This is a genomic window from Nostoc sp. 106C, assembly GCF_002154725.1.
Classification (GTDB): Bacteria; Cyanobacteriota; Cyanobacteriia; order Cyanobacteriales; family Nostocaceae; genus Aulosira.
This window is the reverse complement of record NZ_MTAW01000171.1, coordinates 1-23,123: the sequence shown is the minus strand read 5'-3', so window position 1 is coordinate 23,123 and position 23,123 is coordinate 1. Positions and strand designations below refer to the sequence as shown.

General features: G+C 42.0%; 12 protein-coding genes and 1 pseudogene. 3 read left to right on the top strand and 10 right to left on the bottom strand.

Features of this window, described 5'->3' with window-relative positions; all coding sequences use genetic code 11:
* Positions 1 to 154: 154 nt before the first annotated feature.
* The 8 genes and pseudogenes from BV375_RS38360 to BV375_RS25995 form a co-directional block, all read right to left on the bottom strand.
* A pseudogene (locus BV375_RS38360) lies at positions 155 to 367 on the bottom strand (disulfide bond formation protein DsbA); the annotation flags it as partial.
* 633 nt (positions 368 to 1,000) lie between these two features.
* Positions 1,001 to 4,480, bottom strand: coding sequence for a trifunctional glycosyltransferase/class I SAM-dependent methyltransferase/polysaccharide deacetylase (locus BV375_RS26025; RefSeq protein WP_086765846.1), 3,480 nt, complete (start codon positions 4,478 to 4,480; stop codon positions 1,001 to 1,003).
* A 278-nt stretch (positions 4,481 to 4,758) separates the two neighbouring features.
* Positions 4,759 to 6,009 (bottom strand): ABC transporter ATP-binding protein, encoded by a 1,251-nt coding sequence (locus tag BV375_RS26020; RefSeq protein ID WP_086765840.1) that lies wholly within the window; start codon positions 6,007 to 6,009, stop codon positions 4,759 to 4,761.
* Positions 6,010 to 6,801: an ABC transporter permease gene (locus tag BV375_RS26015; protein WP_086765838.1), complete on the bottom strand. Its 792-nt coding sequence runs from the start codon at positions 6,799 to 6,801 to the stop codon at positions 6,010 to 6,012.
* Positions 6,798 to 8,042, bottom strand: coding sequence for a glycosyltransferase (locus BV375_RS26010; RefSeq protein ID WP_086765836.1), 1,245 nt, complete (start codon positions 8,040 to 8,042; stop codon positions 6,798 to 6,800). Before BV375_RS26010 ends, BV375_RS26015 begins: the two co-directional genes overlap by 4 nt.
* Before the next feature lie 233 nt (positions 8,043 to 8,275).
* Positions 8,276 to 9,574 carry a glycosyltransferase family 2 protein gene (locus BV375_RS26005; RefSeq protein WP_086765834.1) on the bottom strand — a complete coding sequence of 433 codons (1,299 nt, stop codon included), beginning with the start codon at positions 9,572 to 9,574 and terminating at the stop codon, positions 8,276 to 8,278.
* Entirely contained in the window at positions 9,571 to 10,761 is a 1,191-nt protein-coding gene (locus BV375_RS26000) for a glycosyltransferase (RefSeq protein WP_086765832.1), read from the bottom strand. Before BV375_RS26000 ends, BV375_RS26005 begins: the two co-directional genes overlap by 4 nt.
* Before the next feature lie 10 nt (positions 10,762 to 10,771).
* Positions 10,772 to 11,896, bottom strand: coding sequence for a glycosyltransferase family 2 protein (locus BV375_RS25995; RefSeq protein ID WP_086765830.1), 1,125 nt, complete (start codon positions 11,894 to 11,896; stop codon positions 10,772 to 10,774).
* A 296-nt stretch (positions 11,897 to 12,192) separates the two neighbouring features.
* Between BV375_RS25995 and BV375_RS25990 the strand changes: the two genes are divergently transcribed.
* The 3 genes from BV375_RS25990 (at position 12,193) to BV375_RS25980 (ending at position 16,131) form a co-directional block, all read left to right on the top strand.
* The gene (locus BV375_RS25990) at positions 12,193 to 13,242 is read left to right on the top strand and encodes a glycosyltransferase (protein WP_243714059.1); all 1,050 of its coding nucleotides are present in this window, start codon (positions 12,193 to 12,195) and stop codon (positions 13,240 to 13,242) included.
* Positions 13,243 to 13,361: 119 nt separating this feature from the next.
* A complete protein-coding gene (locus tag BV375_RS25985) occupies positions 13,362 to 14,816 on the top strand; it encodes an NAD(P)/FAD-dependent oxidoreductase (protein ID WP_243714058.1) in 1,455 nt (484 codons plus the stop codon).
* A 145-nt stretch (positions 14,817 to 14,961) separates the two neighbouring features.
* Positions 14,962 to 16,131 (top strand): glycosyltransferase family 39 protein, encoded by a 1,170-nt coding sequence (locus BV375_RS25980; RefSeq protein WP_143842216.1) that lies wholly within the window; start codon positions 14,962 to 14,964, stop codon positions 16,129 to 16,131.
* Positions 16,132 to 16,519: 388 nt separating this feature from the next.
* On the opposite strand, the gene BV375_RS25975 is transcribed toward BV375_RS25980, so the two are convergent.
* Together BV375_RS25975 and BV375_RS25970 are read right to left on the bottom strand one after the other, a co-directional pair.
* A complete protein-coding gene (locus tag BV375_RS25975) occupies positions 16,520 to 19,615 on the bottom strand; it encodes a CHAT domain-containing tetratricopeptide repeat protein (RefSeq protein WP_086765826.1) in 3,096 nt (1,031 codons plus the stop codon).
* A 782-nt stretch (positions 19,616 to 20,397) separates the two neighbouring features.
* Positions 20,398 to 23,028, bottom strand: a complete 2,631-nt coding sequence (locus BV375_RS25970) for a polynucleotide kinase-phosphatase (RefSeq protein WP_086765824.1) — start codon at positions 23,026 to 23,028, stop codon at positions 20,398 to 20,400.
* Positions 23,029 to 23,123: the final 95 nt, after the last annotated feature.

The following is a 23,123-nucleotide window of genomic DNA, read 5'->3' as shown; positions in this document are numbered from 1 at the left end:
TTGACGCTTACACCCAACAAATTTGGGCAAAATCTTCTTAAGTTGACACCAATGGGCACTGCCGTGACCTCTAGAATATTTATTGATGTGTCGCAAACATTATTTGATTTGGTATAAGCTGTAATTTTAGTCGTGTGGTTAAGAATCAGGAAACTTAATGACTTGCAGTAACAATAGCTGCCATCAACTGCTCAATGTTCCAGCGATCGCTATACCAAATTCCATTAATAAACAGTGCTGGATCTGCCGTTACTCCACTTTGTAATCCACTTTCGATATCTTCATTAATGCGTTCGACGTGTACTTGTTTGGATATATCTTGCAGAAATTGGGAGATATCGAGTCCTAGATTATTGGCATACTCTAATCGTGGGCAGAGAAAGAGTCACAGTGCAGAGATGGTTGAAAACTTATACAGAGTCAGGGATAAACGGTCTGTTAGCAACAAAAAAAAGTACAGGGCGACCGCCAATTATTAATATAGAATCCTGAGAGCAACTTTCCAAAGAACTTGAACAGTTCATCTGTTCGCGTTGAAAGGGCTGGTCAAGCTGAACCCTGCATCAACCCACGTCGCCCTTACGTCAGATAAACTTTACAAGCTGCCCTATAGTTGCAGTCTACTGAATATATATTTTGGAGTTATACCATTTCACAAAAAATTATGATGTGGATGTAGGTTGGGTTGAGGAACGAAACCGAATGGCACTAAGTTTAGTTACTTGTTGAGGCAAGCGGGGAGAGCGGGGGGAGACAAAAAACCAAGTGTATTCTTGGGTTTTATAGTATTAAGAGTTACTAAAAATTACTCTTTACTTCCCCAGCCTCCTCAGCTCCCCCAGCTTATCTTCGTGACATTCGGAACGAAACCCAACACTTCAAAGTTTTGTAATTGTTGGGTTTCACTCAGTTCAAACGCCACTTCACTCAAGTCGGGAAACCCGCCCACGTGAGTGGCTCCCCAACCTACGCGTCTCATTTTTTCCTGGAATTGGTATTACTATGGTATTTTCCTGATAAATTCCTGCAAGCCGTCTGAACCCATAACCTCAATCCTGGGTAAACTGAGGGGTCTATCACCAAACTGACTCAAACCTGAACGACAGGATAAACCAAAAGTATAGCCGCAAGCTCCAATTAGATGCTCAACAACGCGATCACAATCTCCGTAAGGATAAGCGAACGTTTTAACTGGTAAATTTAAAGCTCGTTCTAAGATAGCTCGAGATCGCGCTCCCTCTTGTACTATCTCTGTCACAGATAAAGCCGTTAGCGGCTGATGAGTTGCTGCATGAGAACCAAACTCAACCCCCTCACTTTGAAGTTGATAAATTTCTCGCCATCCCAACAACGGTACTTCTTCTCCATAAGCCTCATCCCAACTGTTTGAGGTTCCCACTCGCTCTGCTACGAGAAATACAGTTGCAGTGAAGCCATATTTTTTTAATAGCGGCCAAGCATATTCATAAAAGTCTAGATAGCCATCATCAAAAGTAATTGCGATCGCCCTTCCTGGCAAGGGTTGCCTGGTTGCCATTGCCAATTGCCACTTCTCCCACCCTACACTGTAAAAACCCGTATCCCGCAAATATTGTAATTGCTCCTCAAATGCTTGGGGTGTTACCCGGTAACGATCCATTTTCTTTGTACCCATTGGTGCAACCCGGTGATACATCAAAATTGGCAATCTGTGGGTAACAACAGGCTGTGAATTCCAAATTTCTGAAGGCTGTCCGCCATGCCAGCGGACAGAAGCCTCAACTTGAGATGGTATTGGTGTAGGCTGCTTAGCTAGTTCAACTATTTCTGGAGTATGGCGGAGCCAGGGAAATTGCAGGCGAGGTTGACGTTGAAACAATTGCACACGATACAGAGGCGTTCTGATTTCTTTGACCAAGTTTAATGAAGGTAGCTTGGCAAAGGTATCACCGATCGCTTTGGCTCCAAAGGGCAAACCCCAATCAAAACCAGGTTTATCTGGTTCATCAACGATCTGATGGGCGTGAGCCATGATTAGATAGCCACTAGGTTCGAGCGCATCGGCGATTTTTTCGCCTACTGCTTGCAATTCGGCTAAACCCCCAGTATAGTAAAGCACTTCGCTACAAACAATTAAATTGAAGCGTCCCGGCAGTGGATCTTTATTCATGTCCAACTGTTGGTAACTAATATTTTGAAAATTGCTACAACGTTGAGCAGTTCGCTCTAGGGCAACTTGCGAGATATCAGCAGCAATTAGACTTTCAATATGAGGAGCCAGTTGGACGGTAAAATGACCTTCGGCACAGGCGAGTTCTAATGCTTTCTCAATTCGCTGCGAAGGAAGTAAAGAGAGCGTTTGTTCGTACTTAGTCTGCTCGTAGGGATTGGTATATTTCCAAGGATCTGGTTGGGTAGAAAATAGACTCTCGAAATGAGAGCGATCGTATTTATGGCTGGTGTTAACTTCTGCCAGATCAGTTGCAGAGGAGATGGTTGCGCATTTAGACCAGAAACTCAGCGCTTCTGGTGCATAGATGACTCGCTCTGGAATCTCTCCTGGGGTAGAAAGCTGTACTATTTGTTCTGCGGTGACTTTAGCCATTTCTACTAATTCACGCGCCACTGCTTTAGGGAGTATTGCTCGTCGAGAAACACTGCTATTGAAACCACTGCGACGACCTAGCACTATAGTTTGAGAAGATACTAGCTGATGCTCAATAACTGCACTTGAACCAGGAAAAGCCAACCATTCTGGTAACTGAGCTTTTGCTTTAGCTGCTTGTTGCAAACGCGATCGCAGCGATGTTAAATCTTTGAAAGGCTTACCTATCAAGGCTTCTCGCACACAAGTAACGCATAACTCAAAACCGCTGGCTGTGGCGATCGCTACCCTCTGAGCTTGGGATGTGACTAAGTTGTTGTTCACAGGGATAGTGACAACACCCAAAGCCACACCGCCAACTGCGATCATGACATCAAGCTCTGGAAGCGCTACTTCTAAATCAGCAAGTTCTTCGCTAACTTCTACGACCACAAAAGCAGAATTTACTTTTGTTGTTGTCGTTGCTAGTACAAATTCAGAGTCATAAAAACGTTCTCCCGGCCAATCTGGAAGTCCCCAAAGTTGTTGCAAAAAAACCGTCCAGCCGATTTGGTCGTGGGAATTTTTGTCAGTCTCCGAGTAGATTGTTTGCTCAAAAAATCTCCCCAGAATCTGCCATGCAAATTGAGATGCGATCGCATCCTGAATTACCCAACTAGCCACTAATCCATCACAGATAGGTAATTCTATGCTACCGAGTTCGATTCCCTCCATTTTTACTATGCAGTACAAACGCTCAGATGATGCGGGGGTATGTATATCAACAATTGGTTGTGTTAAATCTAAGCAAACTCCATGAGTAGTCCCAATAGTTATCGGTTCGTTTATCTGAGCGTGTTGCAACACCATACGCTCTAGAAGGGTAGAAGTTCGACGAGTCAACCTGGTAGTATGCGACTGCGATTCTAGAGCCTGTAGAAAGTCGTTGAGATATTGATTAACATTAGGCCAGAGCTTGTACCAAACAGTTGGTAGCTGGCAGTTAGGGAGGAGTGAAGACTCAAAGATACATTCGGCAATCCAAAGCGGATCTAGATTTCGTGTATACTCATCCTTAATTAATTGCAGAAGATGCCGAGCATCTTGACCAACACCTAAAAACAGTCCCGCACACCAACTTGCCCAATAGAGCTTTTGACTAGCAAGTTGATTCGACTTCAGTCCATCTACATAATCAGGATGAGGATTGGAAACCCGAAGATCGGGAGAGTATCCCTGAGTAAGTACACGTATGGCATCAGTAAAAAATTGATTTCCATTTCTCGAAAGCGAACTCGGACGCATTCTGTAAAGTGCCAATATTTCTCTAACTGCACCAAAGCGAGCACCACTACGAGCAATTCGCTGCCAGAGATCCCAGTCTTCACAGATACAAAGCGAGGTGTCAAATCTGCCAACAGCCTCAATCAGAGATTTACGAATCAGGCAGGCATGAATCACAAAAGCACAGGAATGCACAAATGAGGGAAACATATCTGCCAAAGCAGGCGCGTACTTTTGATTGTAAAGAGTGCCATCAGCAGCTACGCGGCTCCATCCGCAGTGAACAGCATCTAGGCTAGAATCAGCAGCTAGTGCGGCTGTCATTTTTTCTAAATGTTGGGGAGCCAGCCAATCATCGGCATCTAGAAATAAAAGCCAGTCGAAATTAGCAAGGTCGATGCCAGTATTTCGAGCAGCGCAAACTCCCTGATTTGACTGACTAACTGTGCGAATACGGCTATCTTTTGATGTAAATTGATGAGCGATCGCAGCGGTTTCATCATTAGAGCCATCATCTACTACAATTGCTTCCCAATTAAAAAAAGTTTGAGACTGAAGCGATTGCAGAGTTTCCGCTAAGGTAGAATCTGCATTGTAAGCAGGTATAATAACAGATACACTTAAGCTAGTCATATTTAAGTCACGATTTTGAGTAGCTACACATAATTGCATTGCACAAGATTTTTATGATTTGAAAATAGCAAGTTGAATTTTCAAGGTTTATATAGGTTGATTAGAAATAAAATTTTATTAACTAAAAAAAAATCTTTTATAAACTCAGCAAATTAAATTAAGAATACTACTAAATAAAGTAGCTGGCTTTTAAAGATACTTAAAACTAGCAAAATATCTCACTGTATCTAGTTTTTCAAATTGACTAATTTTATTATTCATAAATTAAAAATATTTTATTACAATGGTTTAATATATGAAGTTCGTAAGCTATTGATTTCCCAGCGAAAGGGGGGACATAAGATACTATTTCCTTTAACAGTTGAGTGAACGATTAAAGGGTATGCGTGCCAGTGATAATCATAGGCATATTCCCAATTATGCTTATAAACTCCTATATCAATGAAATACTTACCTCCCGCTAAATCTAAGCGGTCAATATGCAGCTTAATTTTTCCTTGATCTAAAATTTTTGGAAAAGCCGCTCCTGTTCTTTCAGTATTTGTCTCAAAGCATACTTGACCATTTTCGCGGGTAATATCAACGCTAAAGATGGGAAATTCAATTACTTGATTTGAAAGGTATTCAATCTCCACCGTTAAAGAATCACCGCTATTAATCTCTGATCTAGGTAACAGTTTAACTTGTGTAATTTCCATTTCTAACGAGCCAAAGCGGTTTTCGTTAACTCGGAGTTCTACACCTGAGTCGGTAAGTCGAGCAGGCTTTGCGGGAGTACGTTTGAGAGTTTGTTGACGCATCTCAGCTGTATATTGTTCGGCAACAACTTCTGGCTCTCCATAAGCTACGCTCCTTCCTCCTTGCAACCATAAGACGCGATCGCAGATTTCTGCAATTTGTTGAGTATCGTGAGAAATATATACAATGGCACAGCCTTGTTCTTTGAGATAGGCAATGCGTTCTAGACACTTGGCTTGAAATGAGATATCTCCTACTGAGAGAAACTCATCTACCAATAGCACTTCCGGGTAGGTGTGTATAGCTATGGAAAAAGCTAGACGCATTTGCATACCTGTACTGTAGGTTCGCACAGGATTGTCGATAAAATCCGTCAGTTCAGCAAATTCTACGATGGTATGGAAACGTCGCGATACTTCTTTGCGAGTTAAACCGCCTACCACACCAGATACAAAAACATTTTCCCGTCCGGTTAAATCAGGAGAAAAGCCAGCGCCTAAGTCTAACAAAGCCCCAATTCTACCTTTAACTTTGACCTTGCCTTCATCAGGACATCCAACACCGCCAAGAAGTTGTAAAAGAGTAGATTTACCTGCCCCATTTTTGCCGATAATTCCTAACATTTCGCCGGGAGCAACGCTAAAGCTAATATCTCGTAGCGCCCAAAACTTCTCAACAGCTTTCATCTGGCGGAACCCTTTGAGCGCTGCTTCCATAATCGTCATGGGTTTTTCTGCATGATAGCGGCTATAAAGTTTTCCTAACCCCTGCACAATAATGGCATCTTGCATTTATAGTTCCTCCACAAAGCGATCGCTCTGTCGCTGAAAAAATTTCACACCAATAGGTAAGCAAATGCACATAATCATAGTGATGATGAGCAAGGATTGCCAATCAGGTTGTGTTCCTTGTATGAGTACAGCCCGATAAGCAGTAATAATATGCACCATCGGATTGAGATTATAAAAGAAATGAAATGTGGGCGGTACATTCTTAATATCGTAAAAAATTGGTGTGACATAAAATAGCAGCTGTAAAATAACACCAAGAGTATGCTGAGTGTCTCGTAAGCTAACATTTAATGCCGCTAATAAATAAGCTAGACAGACAATTAGTACAAACTGGATAACCTGTAGGATTGGTAAAAATAAAACAACAGTTTTTAGCTCAATGCCATCAACCAGTAGAAAGACGATTAAAACAGGCAATGCCAGTAAAAAGTGAATTAAACCTGTTGTTGTCGTTACTATCGGTAAGATGGCGATGGGAAAACCAGGTTGTCTAATCAATGGTCGGTTGGCTATGATTACTCCTGTGGCTTGGTATAAAGAACTGCTAAACCAGTTCCAAACCAGCAACCCAGTAAATGTAAATGAGGCATAGCGGGGAATCCCTGCGGGTAGTACCACTTGAAAGACAAAGGCAAAAACTACCAGTTGTAGCAATGGATTAATTAGCGTCCAAGCTACTCCTAAAACTGACCTTTTATAGAGTAACTTCATATCGCGCTCAACCAACTGGCGCAGTACATCAAATTTTTGACCTAATTGGCTATGAGAGCGCGATACACCAAAAGACTTCATAATATAACTGCGTGATTTTGGTTTTTCTCTATTTTGGATTCTAAATAGGTGGCAGATACTTTCTTTGCCCAAGCTTGGGATTTTCTATAAGCTATAGGACTTGTCAGCATTCCCGCTAACTCAATCACTGCGATATAGCGGGGTAACTTGCGTGGTGGACGAACGAGGTTGTGCAAGATCCATTTAAATAGCCAATCGTACAAAAAGAATTTCAAAATTGATATTCCTTGGACGCTGCGATTACGCCAACAGGTGAGGAGATAACAGCCAAAACTGCGACCATTGTCATAAATTTGGCGACGCAAAGCCGACATATGCCGTCTATGGGTATGCCACACTATTACTGCTGGGTCGTAAACTAAGGTGTGGCCTTGAGCAACAAGACGATGGAACATCTCAACGTCACCAGCACCGTGACTGGGAGTGCCAACATCCAGCGCTATATCAAAATTGCCGATTTGGGTGAAGATGTCTCGACGGAAAGCCATATTGGCACCAACACCGAAGCTGCTGGCCCACATAAGATCTCGCTCTGTCAGTGTTTCTGGTCTGATTGCTCTACGACGGAATCCATGACCCATACCTCCATAGTCGAGTTCAAAAAGAAACTGGGCTGCTGTTTCTAGTTCGGCTGGGGCGACAAATCCAGTGACGGCCATTACTTCTGGCTCGGCGAAGGCTTTCGCAATGGCTTGCAGCCAGAAGCGATCGGCGCGTGCATCATCGTCAGTAAAGGCAACAATACCATAGCGAGCTTCAGCGATTCCCCGGTTACGCGCCCAGTCTAGCCCAGGACGCTCTTCCCGCACGTAGCGGACTGGTAAGCGAGCAGCCAGCTTGTAAGTATCATCGTTACTGGGTGCATTGTCCACAACAATAATTTCGTAAGTTGGATAATCGAGCGCTAACAGCCCTTGGAGACAAAAAGCAAGTTGCTCTGCGCGATCGCGCGTACAGACAACGACGCTAATCGGTTCTTTTGGCTGCTGCTCAACTTTCTGAGCCAAGTATTGACTGCCAACTGTTGCAAGCAATATATTTTGTCCTAACTGCTCTGCGATCGCCTGTTGCAACTGTTCCACAGAAACCATCGGCATACTTGGGTTAGTAAAAGAAATCCATACCCAACCAATTGGCACTCGATGATAGCGCACCAAAAGCCAGAGGCTATCGTAACCTTCCCCTCCCCAAATCGGCTCAATCTTCTCGGAAAATTCTAAATCTAAAACTTTAGTTGGCATAGATATTCACCTTATATTTTCTTAAGCCAAATACTAGTTCCTGGATTCTTGGCACATAAAGGCATTTTTTGCCTTAATATATCGCTGTAAAAATAACCTAATATTATTCATTGTTTTTTTAATTTTCTCTAATGATTGACAGCCAAATAACTTCATAATGGCTAATATAAAAAATTAATTTTTACTCTGTCTTAGCCACAAAGTAAAATGCTTTTTAGGAGTATTTACAAGATTCACATAATTTTTACAGGCTCTATCAAGTAGTTACTTACCTCTGCTTTTTTGTCAATTTCCTTGTCGAGTACTCCCTCAAAAGCTAATGCTTGCATTAAGGGTAATGATAAAGTTGTTGCCAAAATAGGACGAAGATGAACTCCTCGAAGCTTTTCAACACCAGCCTGTGGTGGGATAAGACCGACAAATTTTTGACCATAGCGAATCCGAACACTCATAGGACGTGTTTTATCTAATAGTTGCTCTGCTGCTATTAGCCCTTGTTGGAGATCCAATTCCAGTTCTGTATCTTTGCGATCAAGGCGAATTAATCCACTCTGCAATAAATTTGTCAGCGCCTTGTGAGTCTTCAATTGATCTACAATTCCCCGAAGATACCAATATCCGTGCAGTCTATTGTTCAGTTCTAGCCATAAACTCCGGATTCTTAGCCATTCTAACAAGTTAAGTAACTGTCGTAATCCAGCCGCTAGCAAATCGCTTACTGCTGGAATTTGGAAGGCGAGAAATAAGAAAATATAATCTATTAAAGACAGCGCATCTCCAAAGTAGGAAAGGCGTAGTTTGTACATTAAATCAGGGTGGCGTTGCCCAAATAATACATCAGCGCGTCCTTCTTGTCGCTTGCGTTGGAGTGAGCGATCAATATTGGTAACTTCGTCACGATGGTAACCTAAAGCATCAGGAGCAAAAATAAAATCGCTACCAACTTTAATTAATCGTGCGCCTAGTTCGTAGTCTTCACGGCACTTAAATGTAGTATCGAAGCCACCAACCAACTTAAACAATTCTGCTGGTAAGGAAAAGTTGCCACTGAGTAGGTCTTCATAGGTATAGCGATGACCTAGCTGACGCATGGTTTGAAACTTTTCTTCCCACCAAGCCCATAAACTGATGTGAAAAAAGCTAGATTGACTCTGTAGACTTGGAGGCAGGTAACCAATTACTACCCGGTTAGGTTGATAATGAGCGCTGACGTGGGCCTCGACGAGATGCACTGATGGTTCAATATCGTCATCTAAAAACAGAAACAAACTACCTGTAGCCAAGGTTGCTCCTTGGTTACGTGCGCTACCTGCTCCTTTTCCTGGCTGCTCTAAAAAACGTAGGGCATAGGGCGCTTGATATTCCTTGAGCATCTCGATAGTTCCATCAATACAGCCATCAGCTACTACTATTACTTCTATACGATTTAGGGGGTAGCTCTGAGTTTGTAATGCATTTAAGATCCGTTTCAGGGATTGGCAGCGGTTATGAGTAGGAATAATCACGCTGATCGATGGTGTATTTGCACTCATAGTTGTTTGCTCTTGAGTTTGTATTGTTGGCGAGAAACGAAATAAGACCAAGGGCCTACCAAGCATCCTTGTAGTTCAGCTAGCAGTAAATCTAATGGTCTACTACCAGGAAAGCGGAAAAAGGACTTGAGCGAGTTAGGTAGTTGATCGTGTAAAAACCAACCCAAAGGCAGTAAAAGTACGCCAAACTCTCTTTCTACTAAAAGGCAGCGTGTCCAGAAACTATATACACCTACTCCATAACCGTAAAGAGCTTTGCGTGTTTCTTCCCATGTCCGGCGGTGGCGATGCCAGCTCAATGCAGTTGGCTCATAGATAATTTTGTAACCTCCAGCTAAAATTCGGGAGAATAATTCATGATCTTCTCCGCAACGGGTGGGTGTACCAACACCAAGTACTTCATCAAAACCACCGATGCTATTAAGTATGTTCCGCCTTAAAGCCATGTTGGCTGATACACCGATTTTTGCTACATGAAATCTGTGAGAGGTAGTACCATCAAACACTAGACGTTTAAAGCCTCTTCCCAAAGGGCTATAATTCTCAAACCATTCTTGAGCTTCATTTTCCAGCTCTAGTGGCATGACTTGCCCAGTCACACAAACTACACGGGGATCGTGAAAGTTATGGACGAGAGATCTGAGCCAATGAGGATCGGGTTTGGCATCATCATCTGTAAATGCTACTATTTCGTACTTTGCTTCACGTAGTGCCCGGTTACGAGCAGCGCTTGAGCCGGGAAAATCTTCTCTGATGTAGCGAACTTGTGGATAATTCTCTACAATACAGCGCGTGGCATCGGTTGAGGGACAGTTATCAATCACTAAAAACTCTTGTCCATCATCAGGTAGTTGCATGAGGGCGTCGAGACAACGCTTTAAATCTTCCGGGCGATCGCGCGTACAAACAGCTACAGTTGCTTTTGGTAGTGTAGAGTTACTTGTACCTGTTTCATCCCACTCTAAGTAATTTTGTAACCAACGCTCCCACAACAATGGGCCTGCTGCACTGATAAGATGATCTTGCAATTCAACTCCACTGATTCGTCCTTTAATTACTGGTAGTAGTGCTTTACCAATTGGTTGGCCTTGCAGCCGAATTAAAATTAATGCTTTTTGGTAACTATCTAATCCGCAAATTTCTTGGGGGAGTTGCTTTAAATCAATGTCAAGAACAGCAGTCGCCATATTGTATTTCCTAAATCAATTTCATTGCTCGATGTAACATACTGCTAAATAAAATTTTTACTTGGATTTTTAATTGAGGTTTATTGATTTTGGTGATATTAGTATATTTATACTTATGAGTTTTTTTTATCGAATGTATTAGTCTACTAAAAATATCTGGCTGGTAAAAAATTACCGCAGGCAGCGATTTAGTTAGACTTCTAAAAAAGCTTTTAATACTTAAGGTATATAGATTTAAATGCAAAATAGGTGTAAATAAATTTGATTTTAAAGCTTGAGATAGCCAGAATAATGTATTGCGATCGCTTCCATTTTGGCTACTTTGCCGAGCTAAATACATATAGAAGCTACTGCTAGACAGTCGATAGAGAAATCTGGGAATTTCCGGATGTTTTTGTCGCACACTATCTAACATTAATTTATGAGATTTCGCCATTGTCTGATAGTCTCCAGACATGCTGCTGCAAATCTGACGATAGCCAATGAGAAATTCTGGAACGACTTTAAATCGATAATGCTCAGCAATACGTAGGGATAGTTCCCAGTCTTCACAGCCTTGAGCATTATTTGCTTTCAAATTACAGTTGTAGCCACCTACTTTTTCAAAACAAGTACTACGGATCAAACAAGCACTAGCATTGCCTAAAAAATAATGGCATAGCAATGTTTTGTAGACATTTCCCTCGATATGAGAAACACGAAAACCGCCTGTAGGTGCATTATTTTCATCAATATCGCTCGACCATGCATATACTAACCCAATATCCCTTCCTCCCTCTAACATACATTGCACTTGTCTTTCTAGATTTTGGGGATACCAGATATCATCTGCATCAATTGGTGCAATAAATTCTCCCTGAGAATTTTGAATTGCTAAATTGCGAGCAGCAGCTACTCCTGAATTCGGCTGTTGCAACAATATTACACGTTGGTCATTCACAGCAATTGATTGCACTATCTCAGTTGTTCTGTCTTGAGAGCCATCGTCTACTACCAAAACTTCAATATTTTTATATGTTTGCGAGAGAATTGAATGCAATGTCTTTTGAATAAACTTCTCTGCATTATATGCAGGAACAATAACTGATACTAAAGGACGTAAAGACGTCCACTCGCACTGCTGATGGCTACCCATTGTATACTTACGTATGTAATTTTTTCTCAGTTGTACGGCAAAACATCTGGTACTTAGGTATATTTTATTCCGTCAATTGAAAATCATCCGATTGATGATTAGTTAATGCACAATGGTAGCTGCCCTCTAAAGAGTGAGGCTAACACATTAGAGTTGTAGTCTTTAATACTTTACGAAAAATTCATATAGTTTTTAAGATTCGGTAAAGTTACCGAGAATATTGTTCCACTTTAATAGTTCTTCATAAGATTAGTTAAAATACATACACGCACAAGTCATTACTTAGGTAAAGAAAATTGACTTCATCTAACTTGCAACATTTACCTAGTATCTCTGTGATTATTCCTGTTTACAACGGGGGCAAAAATTTTTACAAATGTCTTACGAGTATATCTCAAGCTTTATCTTCTGCCTATGAAGTGATTGTGGTGGCTGATGGTGATACAGACGGTTCTTGGCTCCTAGCCAAGAATTTTGGCGTAACAGTAATTAGAAATCCTATTTCTGTTGGCCCAGCCAAAGCGCGTAACTTAGGTGCAAAGGTGGCACGAGGTGAGCTACTGTTTTTTGTGGACGCTGATGTAGAAATTTATCCTGACACCATAGAGAAAGTTGCTATGACTTTCCAACAGGAACCAAATATATCAGCGCTGATTGGCTGTTACGATGATGCACCAGGAGCAAGCAATTTCTTGTCCCAGTACAAGAATTTATTTCATCACTATACTCACCAGACAGCTTCAGAAGAAGCATCTACCTTTTGGGGTGCTTGTGGAGCAATCCGCAGAGATATTTTTTGGGAAATTGGTGGTTTTGATGAAAGTTATCGTCAACCATCTGTAGAAGACATTGATTTAGGCTATCGGCTGAAGCGGCATAATTATCGAATTAAGCTGTGTAAAAACATCCAGGTTAAACATCTCAAGCAATGGGAAGTAATTTCTTTACTCAAAGCCGAATTTTTCTATCGTGCTCTTCCTTGGACTGCTTTAATCTTACGCGATCGCCAAATGATTAACGATTTAAATTTGAGGTTGAAAAGCCGAATTAGCATTGTGTTAATTTACACGATTTTGCTTAGCTTCATAGCAAGTTTTTGGTTGACAAGTTGCTTCATACTTACCTGTGTTTTGAGTCTTGTACTTTTCATACTCAATGCTCCTGTCTACCAATTTTTTTGGACAAAACGGGGTTTGTTATTTGCACTCCAAACGGTTATCTGGCATTGGCTGTATTACTTTTACAGTGGACTTGCATTTGCTATTGGTGTAATCCGTCATCAAATATTTAATAATCGTTGGCTTTCCTCGGGGCTGTTTCAAAAGTTTTCTTTCGGTAGTCGCTAAGAATTAAATGTTAGCTGTGATATTGCACAGTAGCGTCATGTAGTTGGGAGAAAAGATAAATTGCCGCTTACTTCAGTTCTTCTTTGGGTAATTCAATCAATATTGTAGAATTCGCAACTATGACTTTGAAAAAACATCCTGTAGTGATCATTGGAGCAGGACCAGCTGGTTTGACTGCTGCCTATGAACTGATAAAGCATGGAATTAAATCTGTAGTGCTCGAAAAAGCTGACAAAGTTGGTGGGATTTCTCGCACTGAAGTTTACAAAGATTATCGCTTCGATATTGGCGGTCACCGTTTTTACACTAAGGTCGAGGAAGTCAAGCAACTCTGGCAAGAAATGCTGGGAGAAGAGTTAGTCAAAGTTCCCCGTTTGTCACGCATCTATTACCGGGGTAAGTTCTTTAACTATCCGTTATCACCATTCAACGCTCTATCAAATCTTGGTATCGTTGAAAGTCTACTGATTTTATTGAGCTATTTCAAAGCAAAATTGTGGCCTAACCTAGAAGAAAAAACTTTAGATCAGTGGGTAACTAATCGTTTTGGCAGTCGCCTCTACAAAATATTCTTCAAAACCTATACTGAAAAAGTATGGGGTATTCCGTGTAATAAAATTCAAGCAGAGTGGGCAGCACAACGAATTAAAGGATTGTCGTTGAAGGCTGCTATATTTAACGCCTTGTTTGGTAATAACAATACTAAAACCTTAATTAAGGAATTTGATTATCCAGTTTTGGGGCCAGGCTTGATGTGGCAGCGATTTCAAGAAGCTGTAGAAAGCAAAGGTAGTCAAGTCTCTCTCAATACTAAAGTCACTCGTATTCAACGCGAAGGAACCAATATTAAGAGTATCACTGTTCAGCAAGATGGAAAAATTTGCAAAATCACCGGAGAACATTTTATCTCCACCATGCCTGTAACTATACTGGTCAATCACCTCGATCCTCCGGCTCCAGATGATGTCATCCAGGCAGCAAAATCACTAAATTATCGAAATTTCATCATTGTATCGCTGATCATTGATGCCAAAGATCTGTTTCCCGACAACTGGATTTATGTTCATAGTTCAGAAGTGAAAGTAGGTCGAATCCAAAACTTTAAGAATTGGAGCGCTGCTATGGTTCCCGATGCAAACAAAACTTGTTTGGGTATGGAATATTTCTGTAGCGATGGTGATGATATCTGGACTATGTCTGATAGTGAATTACTTGATTTAGCAACATCTGAAGTTGCAAGGTTAGGAATTGCTAATGCAAATATTGTTGAGGATGGTGTTGTATTACGCCAAGCAAAAGCTTATCCAGTATACGACCGTGATTATCGTCAGCATTTGCAAGTTATTCAAAAGTTTTTGGCAAGATTTGATAACATGCAAACAATTGGACGAAATGGGATGCACCGCTACAATAATCAAGACCACTCGATGTTGACAGGTATGTTGGCAGTCAGGAATCTGCTCGGTGAAAAGCATAATTTGTGGGAAGTAAATACTGAACGTTCTTACTATGAAGAATTTACGCAGGACGAATTGAAGAATAAACCCAAGGCACTGCTGTTGCAAAGAAATTGAATCTAAAGGGGAAATCGCCTTCTAATGCAAGTTGGCAATTAATTATCAAAGCGGGTCCATCTACCAATTAATATTTTTTGAGTAAATTTTCTGGGTTCAGAGTGCATTAAAGTCAAAGATTTTTTGAAATTATTAGAATAGCCTTGTGTTTAGAAGTTATAATAAAAAAATTAAATTATCTATATTTTTTATCTCTGCTTTAGTTACCCTATATTTAGGAATATTCTTCTTTTTAAACAAACTTCAATTTCCACCTATGTGGGATGAGAAAAGCTTTTGGCGAACTAGTCTTTTATTTAGCAATAGTTTGATTCCCGATCTAGAACAGTTAAAAAATTATGCTGAGTTAAACACACCACTACCATTTATAATTTTTGGTATTCTTGAGTATTTATTTCATGGTGGTTTATTTGCTGGACGATTATTAAATTTATTGCTTTCTTTTGTAATTGTATGCCTGATTGGATTTTCTAGCCGCAAAAATAAGAAATCCAGTTTACTATCAGCATTTGGACTTTTACTATGTCCATATTATCTCATGTATAGTGTCTTTCTATATACAGATAATATCGCTATATTTTTTGTTTTACTTGGCTTTTGGTTTTACACACGTTCTCATCATATTTTAAGCAGTTTGGCTTTTATTTTAGCAATTGCCTCACGCCAATATATGCTGGCTTTCCCCGTAGCTATAGCTGTTTACGAGTTGCTTACTTCTAGGCAAACAGGGGTAAAGCTACGCATCCAATTGTTAGCTCCTGTTGTGGCCTTATCATCTATTTTTGTTTGGATTTGGCTGTTTGGTGGACTTGCTCCTAAAGCTGGCTTAGGAAAGGAAGCGACACCAGTAGTTCAACAATTAGCCTGGTCTTTTTCAGTAAATGGTAGCCTTTTCTTTCTATCATGGGTCGGGTTACATTTTGTGATTCCTGAATGGCTGCTATTTTCGAGAAAGCTCCAAAAACAAAAGTTATTTACTCCAAAAAATTTTGTTATAGCTGCCACTTTATTACCTTTATTTTTGATATTTTCTAGTCCCTTGCAATCACATGGTCTCATTGCTAAATTAACTGGTTTCTTACCAGGGAATTTATTCAAAATTGCTGTATTTTATGCTTTAGCTTTATTAACATGTGTGCGGTTCTCTCGGATTAATTTGGCCTTTTGGTTGCTGGTAATGAACTGTGGCATCATGCTAAAAGCTTACCCTTGGGAGAAATATGTTCTCCCTCTAGTTGTAGTATTGTGGTATCTCAAATCTTTGAATCTACTAGATAAGACGCTAAAACATAGCGTCCCCAATACTAGTAATTGAGCATTTATTTTAGCCAGCGATCGCCGATCTTGCCGCGCGCGCTCTACCATTGTCGTAATATCCGATCTCAGTTGAAACGGGAAGAGTGCGATCGCATTTTTAGCCTACACAATCAAATGGCAGCCGATGCGATCGCATTGTCACTCGATACAATTCAATTACCGGGAGATGCGTAGACGCGGAGCGGCTTGTCGTTGACATCGCATACAATTGGCAATAATTCAAATTCGCGTCAATGTGCGTAGACGCGGAGTGGTGAAGCAGTGCGTTGGGCGGGTTTCCCGACTTGAAGCAACTGCTGAACCCGCTTGTCGTAGACATCGCTAAAAACTTCTCGCCCTCATCCTCTCATCCTCTAATGCCTTCTGCCTCCTGCCTCCTGCCTTCTTTACCGCCATTCCCCCTGCAATGTAAAAGCCGCCCATTCATCAGGACTACGCCCGTCTTGCCATAACTTGCTTTGGGCTGCACGCAACGCAGAGGCAGGAGTTTTACCTTGCTGCAACATCTGTTTGTAAAACTCCTGCATCAGTACCGATGTACCTTCGTCATTCACTTTCCACAGAGATACTGCAACTCGCGCTGCACCCGCGTACATCAACCCGCGTGTTAGGCCGACTAATCCCTCACCGTTAACGTCTTTACCTAGTCCAGTTTCACAAGCACTTAAGACAATTAACTCCGCTGGGTAGTCTTGGTTAAACAAATCTGCCAAGCGTAAGTAACCACGAATATTTTTGCCTTTTTGATCAACTAATGAAAGTACAATCCCTGATAGTTCTGGTTGGTCTTGATTGACAAAACCGTGAGTGGCAAAATGAAGAATACGGAATTGATTTAAAGCGCTGCTGGTTGCCCAATTGTAGTTAGCATCAAAATCTAAAGCTTCTAAGCTGCTTGCTGCTGGTATTAGTTTTAATATTTCTTTGGCTTCTGTTGCGGTATTTTTTAACCTTTCCCAACCATCGCGTTTGAGGCTTCTAGCGGAACGCTCAAGGGCAGAACGTTCAAATTCTAATTCTGGACTTAGTTGAGATTTTTCGGGTTTGCCCGTTATTCGTATATCGGTAGCGCTGTATACTGGGTCAGCGAGGATAGCTAAAGCTTTGGGTGCGGGTTTGCGGTTAGCGAGTTGTTGGCGTTGAAAGGCAATCGCTGAGGCTGAGGGTAAATTGACGATTTCATGATTTACCATAAGTGGTTGGTATTTATTTCCGGTTACGTCAGCCAAGGCTGCAAAGGGAATGGTTTGCAACCCACCATCAGCAACAATTACCAAACGCTTTCCTGGTAATTTATCGGCGACGGGTGCAAGGATAAGTTTACTAAGTTGTTGTGCATTGGGAATTAATACGTCAGTTGCTGTTCCTTGCTGCAAACTTTCACGGAATTTGGTGGCGACTTTTTCTATTTCCTCGCGTGGGGGGAGTATGTAAACTTGCATCGATGTGGGAGTGACAGCCCACAAATAACTGCGTTCTTCTCCCAAGGAATACTGCAACAGCAGCGTGTCTTTATCAAGTTGTTGTTGAATTTGCGGTAATTTGAGAATATCTTTGTCTGGGTCTGGGTTTGTCAACTTCGCGTATGCTGGGTTATTAGCACGGATTTTTGTTTGCACTTCCTGGTATTGGCCTAGAAGATTGCTGATTTCTGTAGTTAGTTTTTGAATAGATTCTTGAGTTTTCGGATCTTTCTTATTTGCTGAGGTTTGTAAATTTAGCCGCAGTGTATCTAGAGCATCAATTTGCTGTCGTAAATCGCGTTCTTGTGCTAACAGTTGTTGGTTTGCGCCTTTAAGAATTTTGGCATTAGCTTCATTTAACAACTCAATGAGACTTCTGGCGCGGGAGCGTTCGCTGTAGTGCAGAGCTAATGCATCATATCCAAGGGACGGTTCTTTTTTGTGCAGTTCCATCAGCAAGTCGATGTAGAATTTGTAAATATCCTGCTGGGTGGCAAAGTAAGAAGTACGAAGTTCTTTACTGTCGATTTTGGTGCGTAAGTCTTCGATAATTTTGATAGCTGCTTCTACATTGCTGCGTGCTACTTGGAGGTTACCTCGACTCCGTTCTATGAGAGCGATGTTACCAAGTGTGGTAGCTTCCCCACCCCGGTCGCCCACCGCACGCCGCAGTGGCAGTGCTGAGTTGTAAAATTCTAAAGCTTTCTGCTTTTCCCCTAAAGCGGAGTAAACTCCCCCGATATTATTGAGGGTAGTAGCCTCCCCACCCCTGTCGCCCATCGCACGAAACAGTGGTAGTGCTGAGTTGTAAAATTCCGAAGCTTTCTGTTTTTCCCCTAAAGCGGAGTAAACTCCCCCGATATTATTGAGGGTAGTAGCCTCCCCACCCCTGTCGCTCACCGCCCGATATAGTGGCAGTGCTGAGTTGTAAAATTCTAAAGCTTTCTGTTTTTCCCCTAAAGCGTCGTAAACTCCCCCGATATTATTGATGGTAGTAGCTTCCCCACCCCGGTCGCCCACCACACGCCGCAGTGGCAGTGCTGAGTTGTAAAATTCCAAAGCTTTCTGCTTTTCCCCTAAATCGGCATAAACTTTCCCTATATTATTGAGGGTAGTAGCTTCCCTACCCCTGTCGCTCACCGCCCGATATAGTGGCAGTGCATTGTTGAAATATTCCAAAGCTTTCTGCTTTTCCCCTAAAGCGGAGTAAACTCCCCCGATATTATTGAGGGTAGTAGCCTCCCCACCCTGGTCGCCCACCGCACGAAACAGTGGCAGTGCTGAGTTGTAGAATTCCGAAGCTTTCTGTTTTTCCCCTAAATCTGCGTAAACTCGCCCGATATTATTGAGGGTAGTAGCTTCCCCACGCCTGTTACCCACTGCCCGATATAGTGGCAGTGCATTGTTGAAATATTCCAAAGCTTTCTGCTTTTCCCCTAAATCGGCGTAAACTTTCCCTATATTATTTAGCGTTTCAGCTTCCCCACGCCTGTTACCCACTGCCCGATATAGTGGCAGTGCATTGTTGAAATATTCCAAAGCTTTCTGCTTTTCCCCTAAATCGGCGTAAACTTTCCCTATATTATTCAGCGTTTCAGCTTCCCCACCCCTATCACCCACCGCACGAAACAGTGGAAGTGCATTGTTGAAATATTCCAAAGCTTTCTGCTTTTCCCCTAAATCGGCGTAAACTTTGCTAATACCAAGCAGAATACTAGCTTGCCATTTTTTATCCCCTGCTTTCTGCCACAATACCAGCGCCTGTTGCCATTTTTCTATTGCCTGTCGCCGTGATTCTGCTGTACCTTGTTTGTAAAGCGCCATCCCTTCTTCAGTTGCTTTCATCGCTGCGGCGCTGGTTGCATCTTGCTGTGTTGTGGTTGTCTGCTGTGCAATTTGCGTTTGTTTAAATGTGGCTTTTGCTCCCACTGACTCGGATAATAAAACTACACTCAGCAAGCAGGTTAAAGTGTAAAGCTTAAATTTAGGTTTGAGATATCTAAAAAAATTACTTTTCATCGTTTTATTGTTTATATCCAAGTTGCTAATTATGCACAGCAAAATTCGTACCGCATTCATGCAGCGTGCAGCGATAAATTATTGAATAATTACTCAGAATATATACTGAGCTAGATGGCATTTAGTTTAAAGCTTGCATGAAAATTGGCTGAGGCTGGTTTCAGTTTTTGCAACAAAATTAAGATAATTTTTCTGTTCATAGGTGTTTGTCCTTGCTTTCCCTATATTTATTTCTGAGAGACGAGGACTTATGCAATTTTCGCGTTTTGACACTATATATCTCAATACGGTTCAGTTAAGAAAATTCTTCTGTGAAGGCAAGGGAACAGGGAACAGGGAACGGGGAACAGAGAGAGAAAAAACAGGCTTATCTGAACTGTATTGCCATATATCTCGTAGGGGCACGGCACCGATAAAATATCTGACAAGCCGAAAGTTTTCTGATGCCGTGCCCCTACCTACCCATGTGTGTATATTTGTAGCTCACATTTAGCAGGTGCGATTGTCATTTGATGCAATTCAATTGCAGGTCGATGTTTTGTTATAACAAGTCGATTTTTTGTTATAAAAGTTGATGTTTTACTATAACAAGTCGATTTTTTGCTGTAACAGGTCGATTTTTTGTTATAAAAGTTGATGCTTTACTATAACAAATCGATTTTTTGCTGTAACAAGTCGATGTTTTGTTATAACAAATCGATTCTTTGCTATAACAAGTCGATGTTTTGTTATAACAAATCGATTTTTTGCTATAAAATGCAATCAAATTGCAGGGCGATGTATTAAAGTCGTGGATCTACTGGTTCGCTCTCTAATGCTAAAATGCCGAAAACGCATTCATGGACGCGGCGCAGTGGGGTATTGTTGACAAATCGCTCTAATGCTTCCACACCTAAAGCAAATTCGCGCATGGCTAGAGAACGTTTCAGGGATAACCCCCGTTGACGCAGGCGTTCCAGATTTTCTGGGCTGGAGTATTCTAGGCCGTAGATAATACGCAGATATTCCTGTCCGCGACATTTCACCGCAGGTTGCACAATTCCCCGGCTACCTTGGACGATGTATTGCATAGGTTTGACTACCATTCCTTCACCCCCGGCTTTAGTGAGTTCTTCCCACCAATGAACGCCCTCGGCTTGGCTACTAGGATCTGTTAAATCGATGATTTTGTAAGCAGTGGCGAGAAGCAAAGCAGGATCGGCTTGGCAGATTTTAGCAACTTGTTCCATGTGCCAACGGTGGTCTTTGTCGATATGCACAGATCCCTCTGTTGCTAGGATATGGAAAGGAGCCAGCTTTAACTGAGAAATATCTGTAACAGACCAGCAGTAACGGCGATAAGCAGCAACATATTGATGCGCCATCTCTGCGCGTTGTTGGTAATGGCTGAGTTGGCTGGTAACTTCCACACCGCGATCGCTTGCTTGTTGTAACAAAGATACGGCATCATTAAGAGCAAGGCGTGATGCTACTCCCACAGGTGCGTACTGCGATCGCAATAATCCCTGCGCTTTCGCTGACCAAGGCATTAATTCACAATCCAGACATACCCAGTCGGTATTAAATGTTTCCCAGAAGCCGCTTGCAGATAGGGCTGCATTTACTCGCGTCAAGAGTTCGGTTTCTAGCGCTGAATCGTTTACCCTGAGCGCAGTCGAAGGGTCAAAAAATCGCCTTCCCGTGCGAGTGTAGCAGATACCGATACCTTCATCTACCACACCAAAACGTTTCTCAGCCGCCGCCGCATCTCGGCAAACAATTACAACTGCCCGCGAACCCATGTGTTTTTCTTCGCAGACTACCTCAGTAATTTCTTGGCTTTGGTAATAGTTAAAAGCTTGTGCAGGATGTTCTAACAATCCTGGTACTGAAGATGTAGCGACTGGGGACATGGTGGGAGGTAGGTAAATCAGCCATTTGGGATTAGCTGCAAACCGACTCATCACTTCTAAAGCTGCGATCGCATTTTCTTCGCGAATGGTAATGTTAGATTGCAGTCGAGTGTTGATGATGCGCTTACCTAATACATCTTCTATATGCAACACATCATCGAGTTCTTGCTGAGATGTGCGGGTAAAAGTATTTTGTACCAGAGGTTTCACAGGTTCACAGTAAGTATGCGCCGCAGGTACACTTACTAATTCTTTTTCAGGATAACGCAGAGCAGTTAATTTACCGCCAAAGACGCAACCTGTATCAATATCAATAGTATTATTCAGCCATTCCGCTTCTGGTACAGGGGTATGTCCATATACCACCATTGCTTCACCCCGATACTCACCCGCCCAGTTATAGCGCACAGGTAAACCAAATTCATCAATTTCCCCTGTACTTTCCCCATAGAGGGCGAACTCCCGTACCGCACCAGAACCCCGTCCTTGCATTTCCTGTTTCATCCCTGCGTGGGCTACCACTAACCGCCCATCATCAAGGAGGTAATGACTGACTAGGGAATCTAAAAATTCTCGCAGTTCCTGAGTAAAGGGTTCCCGCACCTCATCAGGTAACGCCTCAATCTCATGCAAAGTTTGCTCTAACCCATGATTAACCCGGACATTCTTACCGCATAATTTCCGCAACAGCTTGTTTTCGTGATTACCAGGAACGCAGATAGCTGTACCTGCTGTCACCATATTCCGGACTAACTTGACTGTATCTAATATCCGGGGGCCGCGGTCTACTAAATCACCCAAAAACACAGCTTTCCGTCCTTGGGGATGGTGGTAAGTAGCAGCATCCCAGAGTGAAGTAGACAATTCTTCCCCTCTGCTCCTCTGCTCCTCTGCTCCTCTGCTCTTTTCATACCCTAACTGTTGCAACAATGCTTCGAGTTCATCACCACAGCCGTGAATATCACCGATGATATCAAAGGGGCCGTGTTCGTGTTTGAGATTATTCCACAGGGGTTGACGTTCGATTTCAACTGATTCTATTTCTTCCAGAGATTTGAGAGTGTAGACATAGCGAAAGCCTTCCTTTTCTAAACCGCGTAAAGAACGCCGCAACATTTGAGTATGACGACGCACTACATGGGGGCCAAAATTGCGATCGCTTCTTTGTTGGTTGCGTTCGTGACATAATTCTTCTGGTAGGTCGAGAACAATGGCGATCGCAAAACAATGATACTGTCGTGCCATTTGCAGCAAATGTTTGCGGTCTTCCATCTGCACGTTAGTAGCATCAACTACAGTTAATTTACCTGCTGCTAATCGTTTGGCTGCAATAAAGTGCAGCACTTCAAAAGCATCACCAGAAGCAGATTGGCTATTTTCATCATTAGAAACCAAGCCGCGACAAAAATCTGAAGATAGGACTTCAAAGGGTTGAAAATGCTTGCGGGCAAAAGTTGATTTACCGGAACCAGAAGCACCGATAAGGACAATTAGAGAAAGTTCAGGGATAGTAATTTTCATAGTTATTAGTTATTAGTGGATTTAGATCCCCGACTTCTTAAAGGATGCTGCTGGCGAATTAGGGGTCTAACCCATACTAGGTTAGACCCCCGATA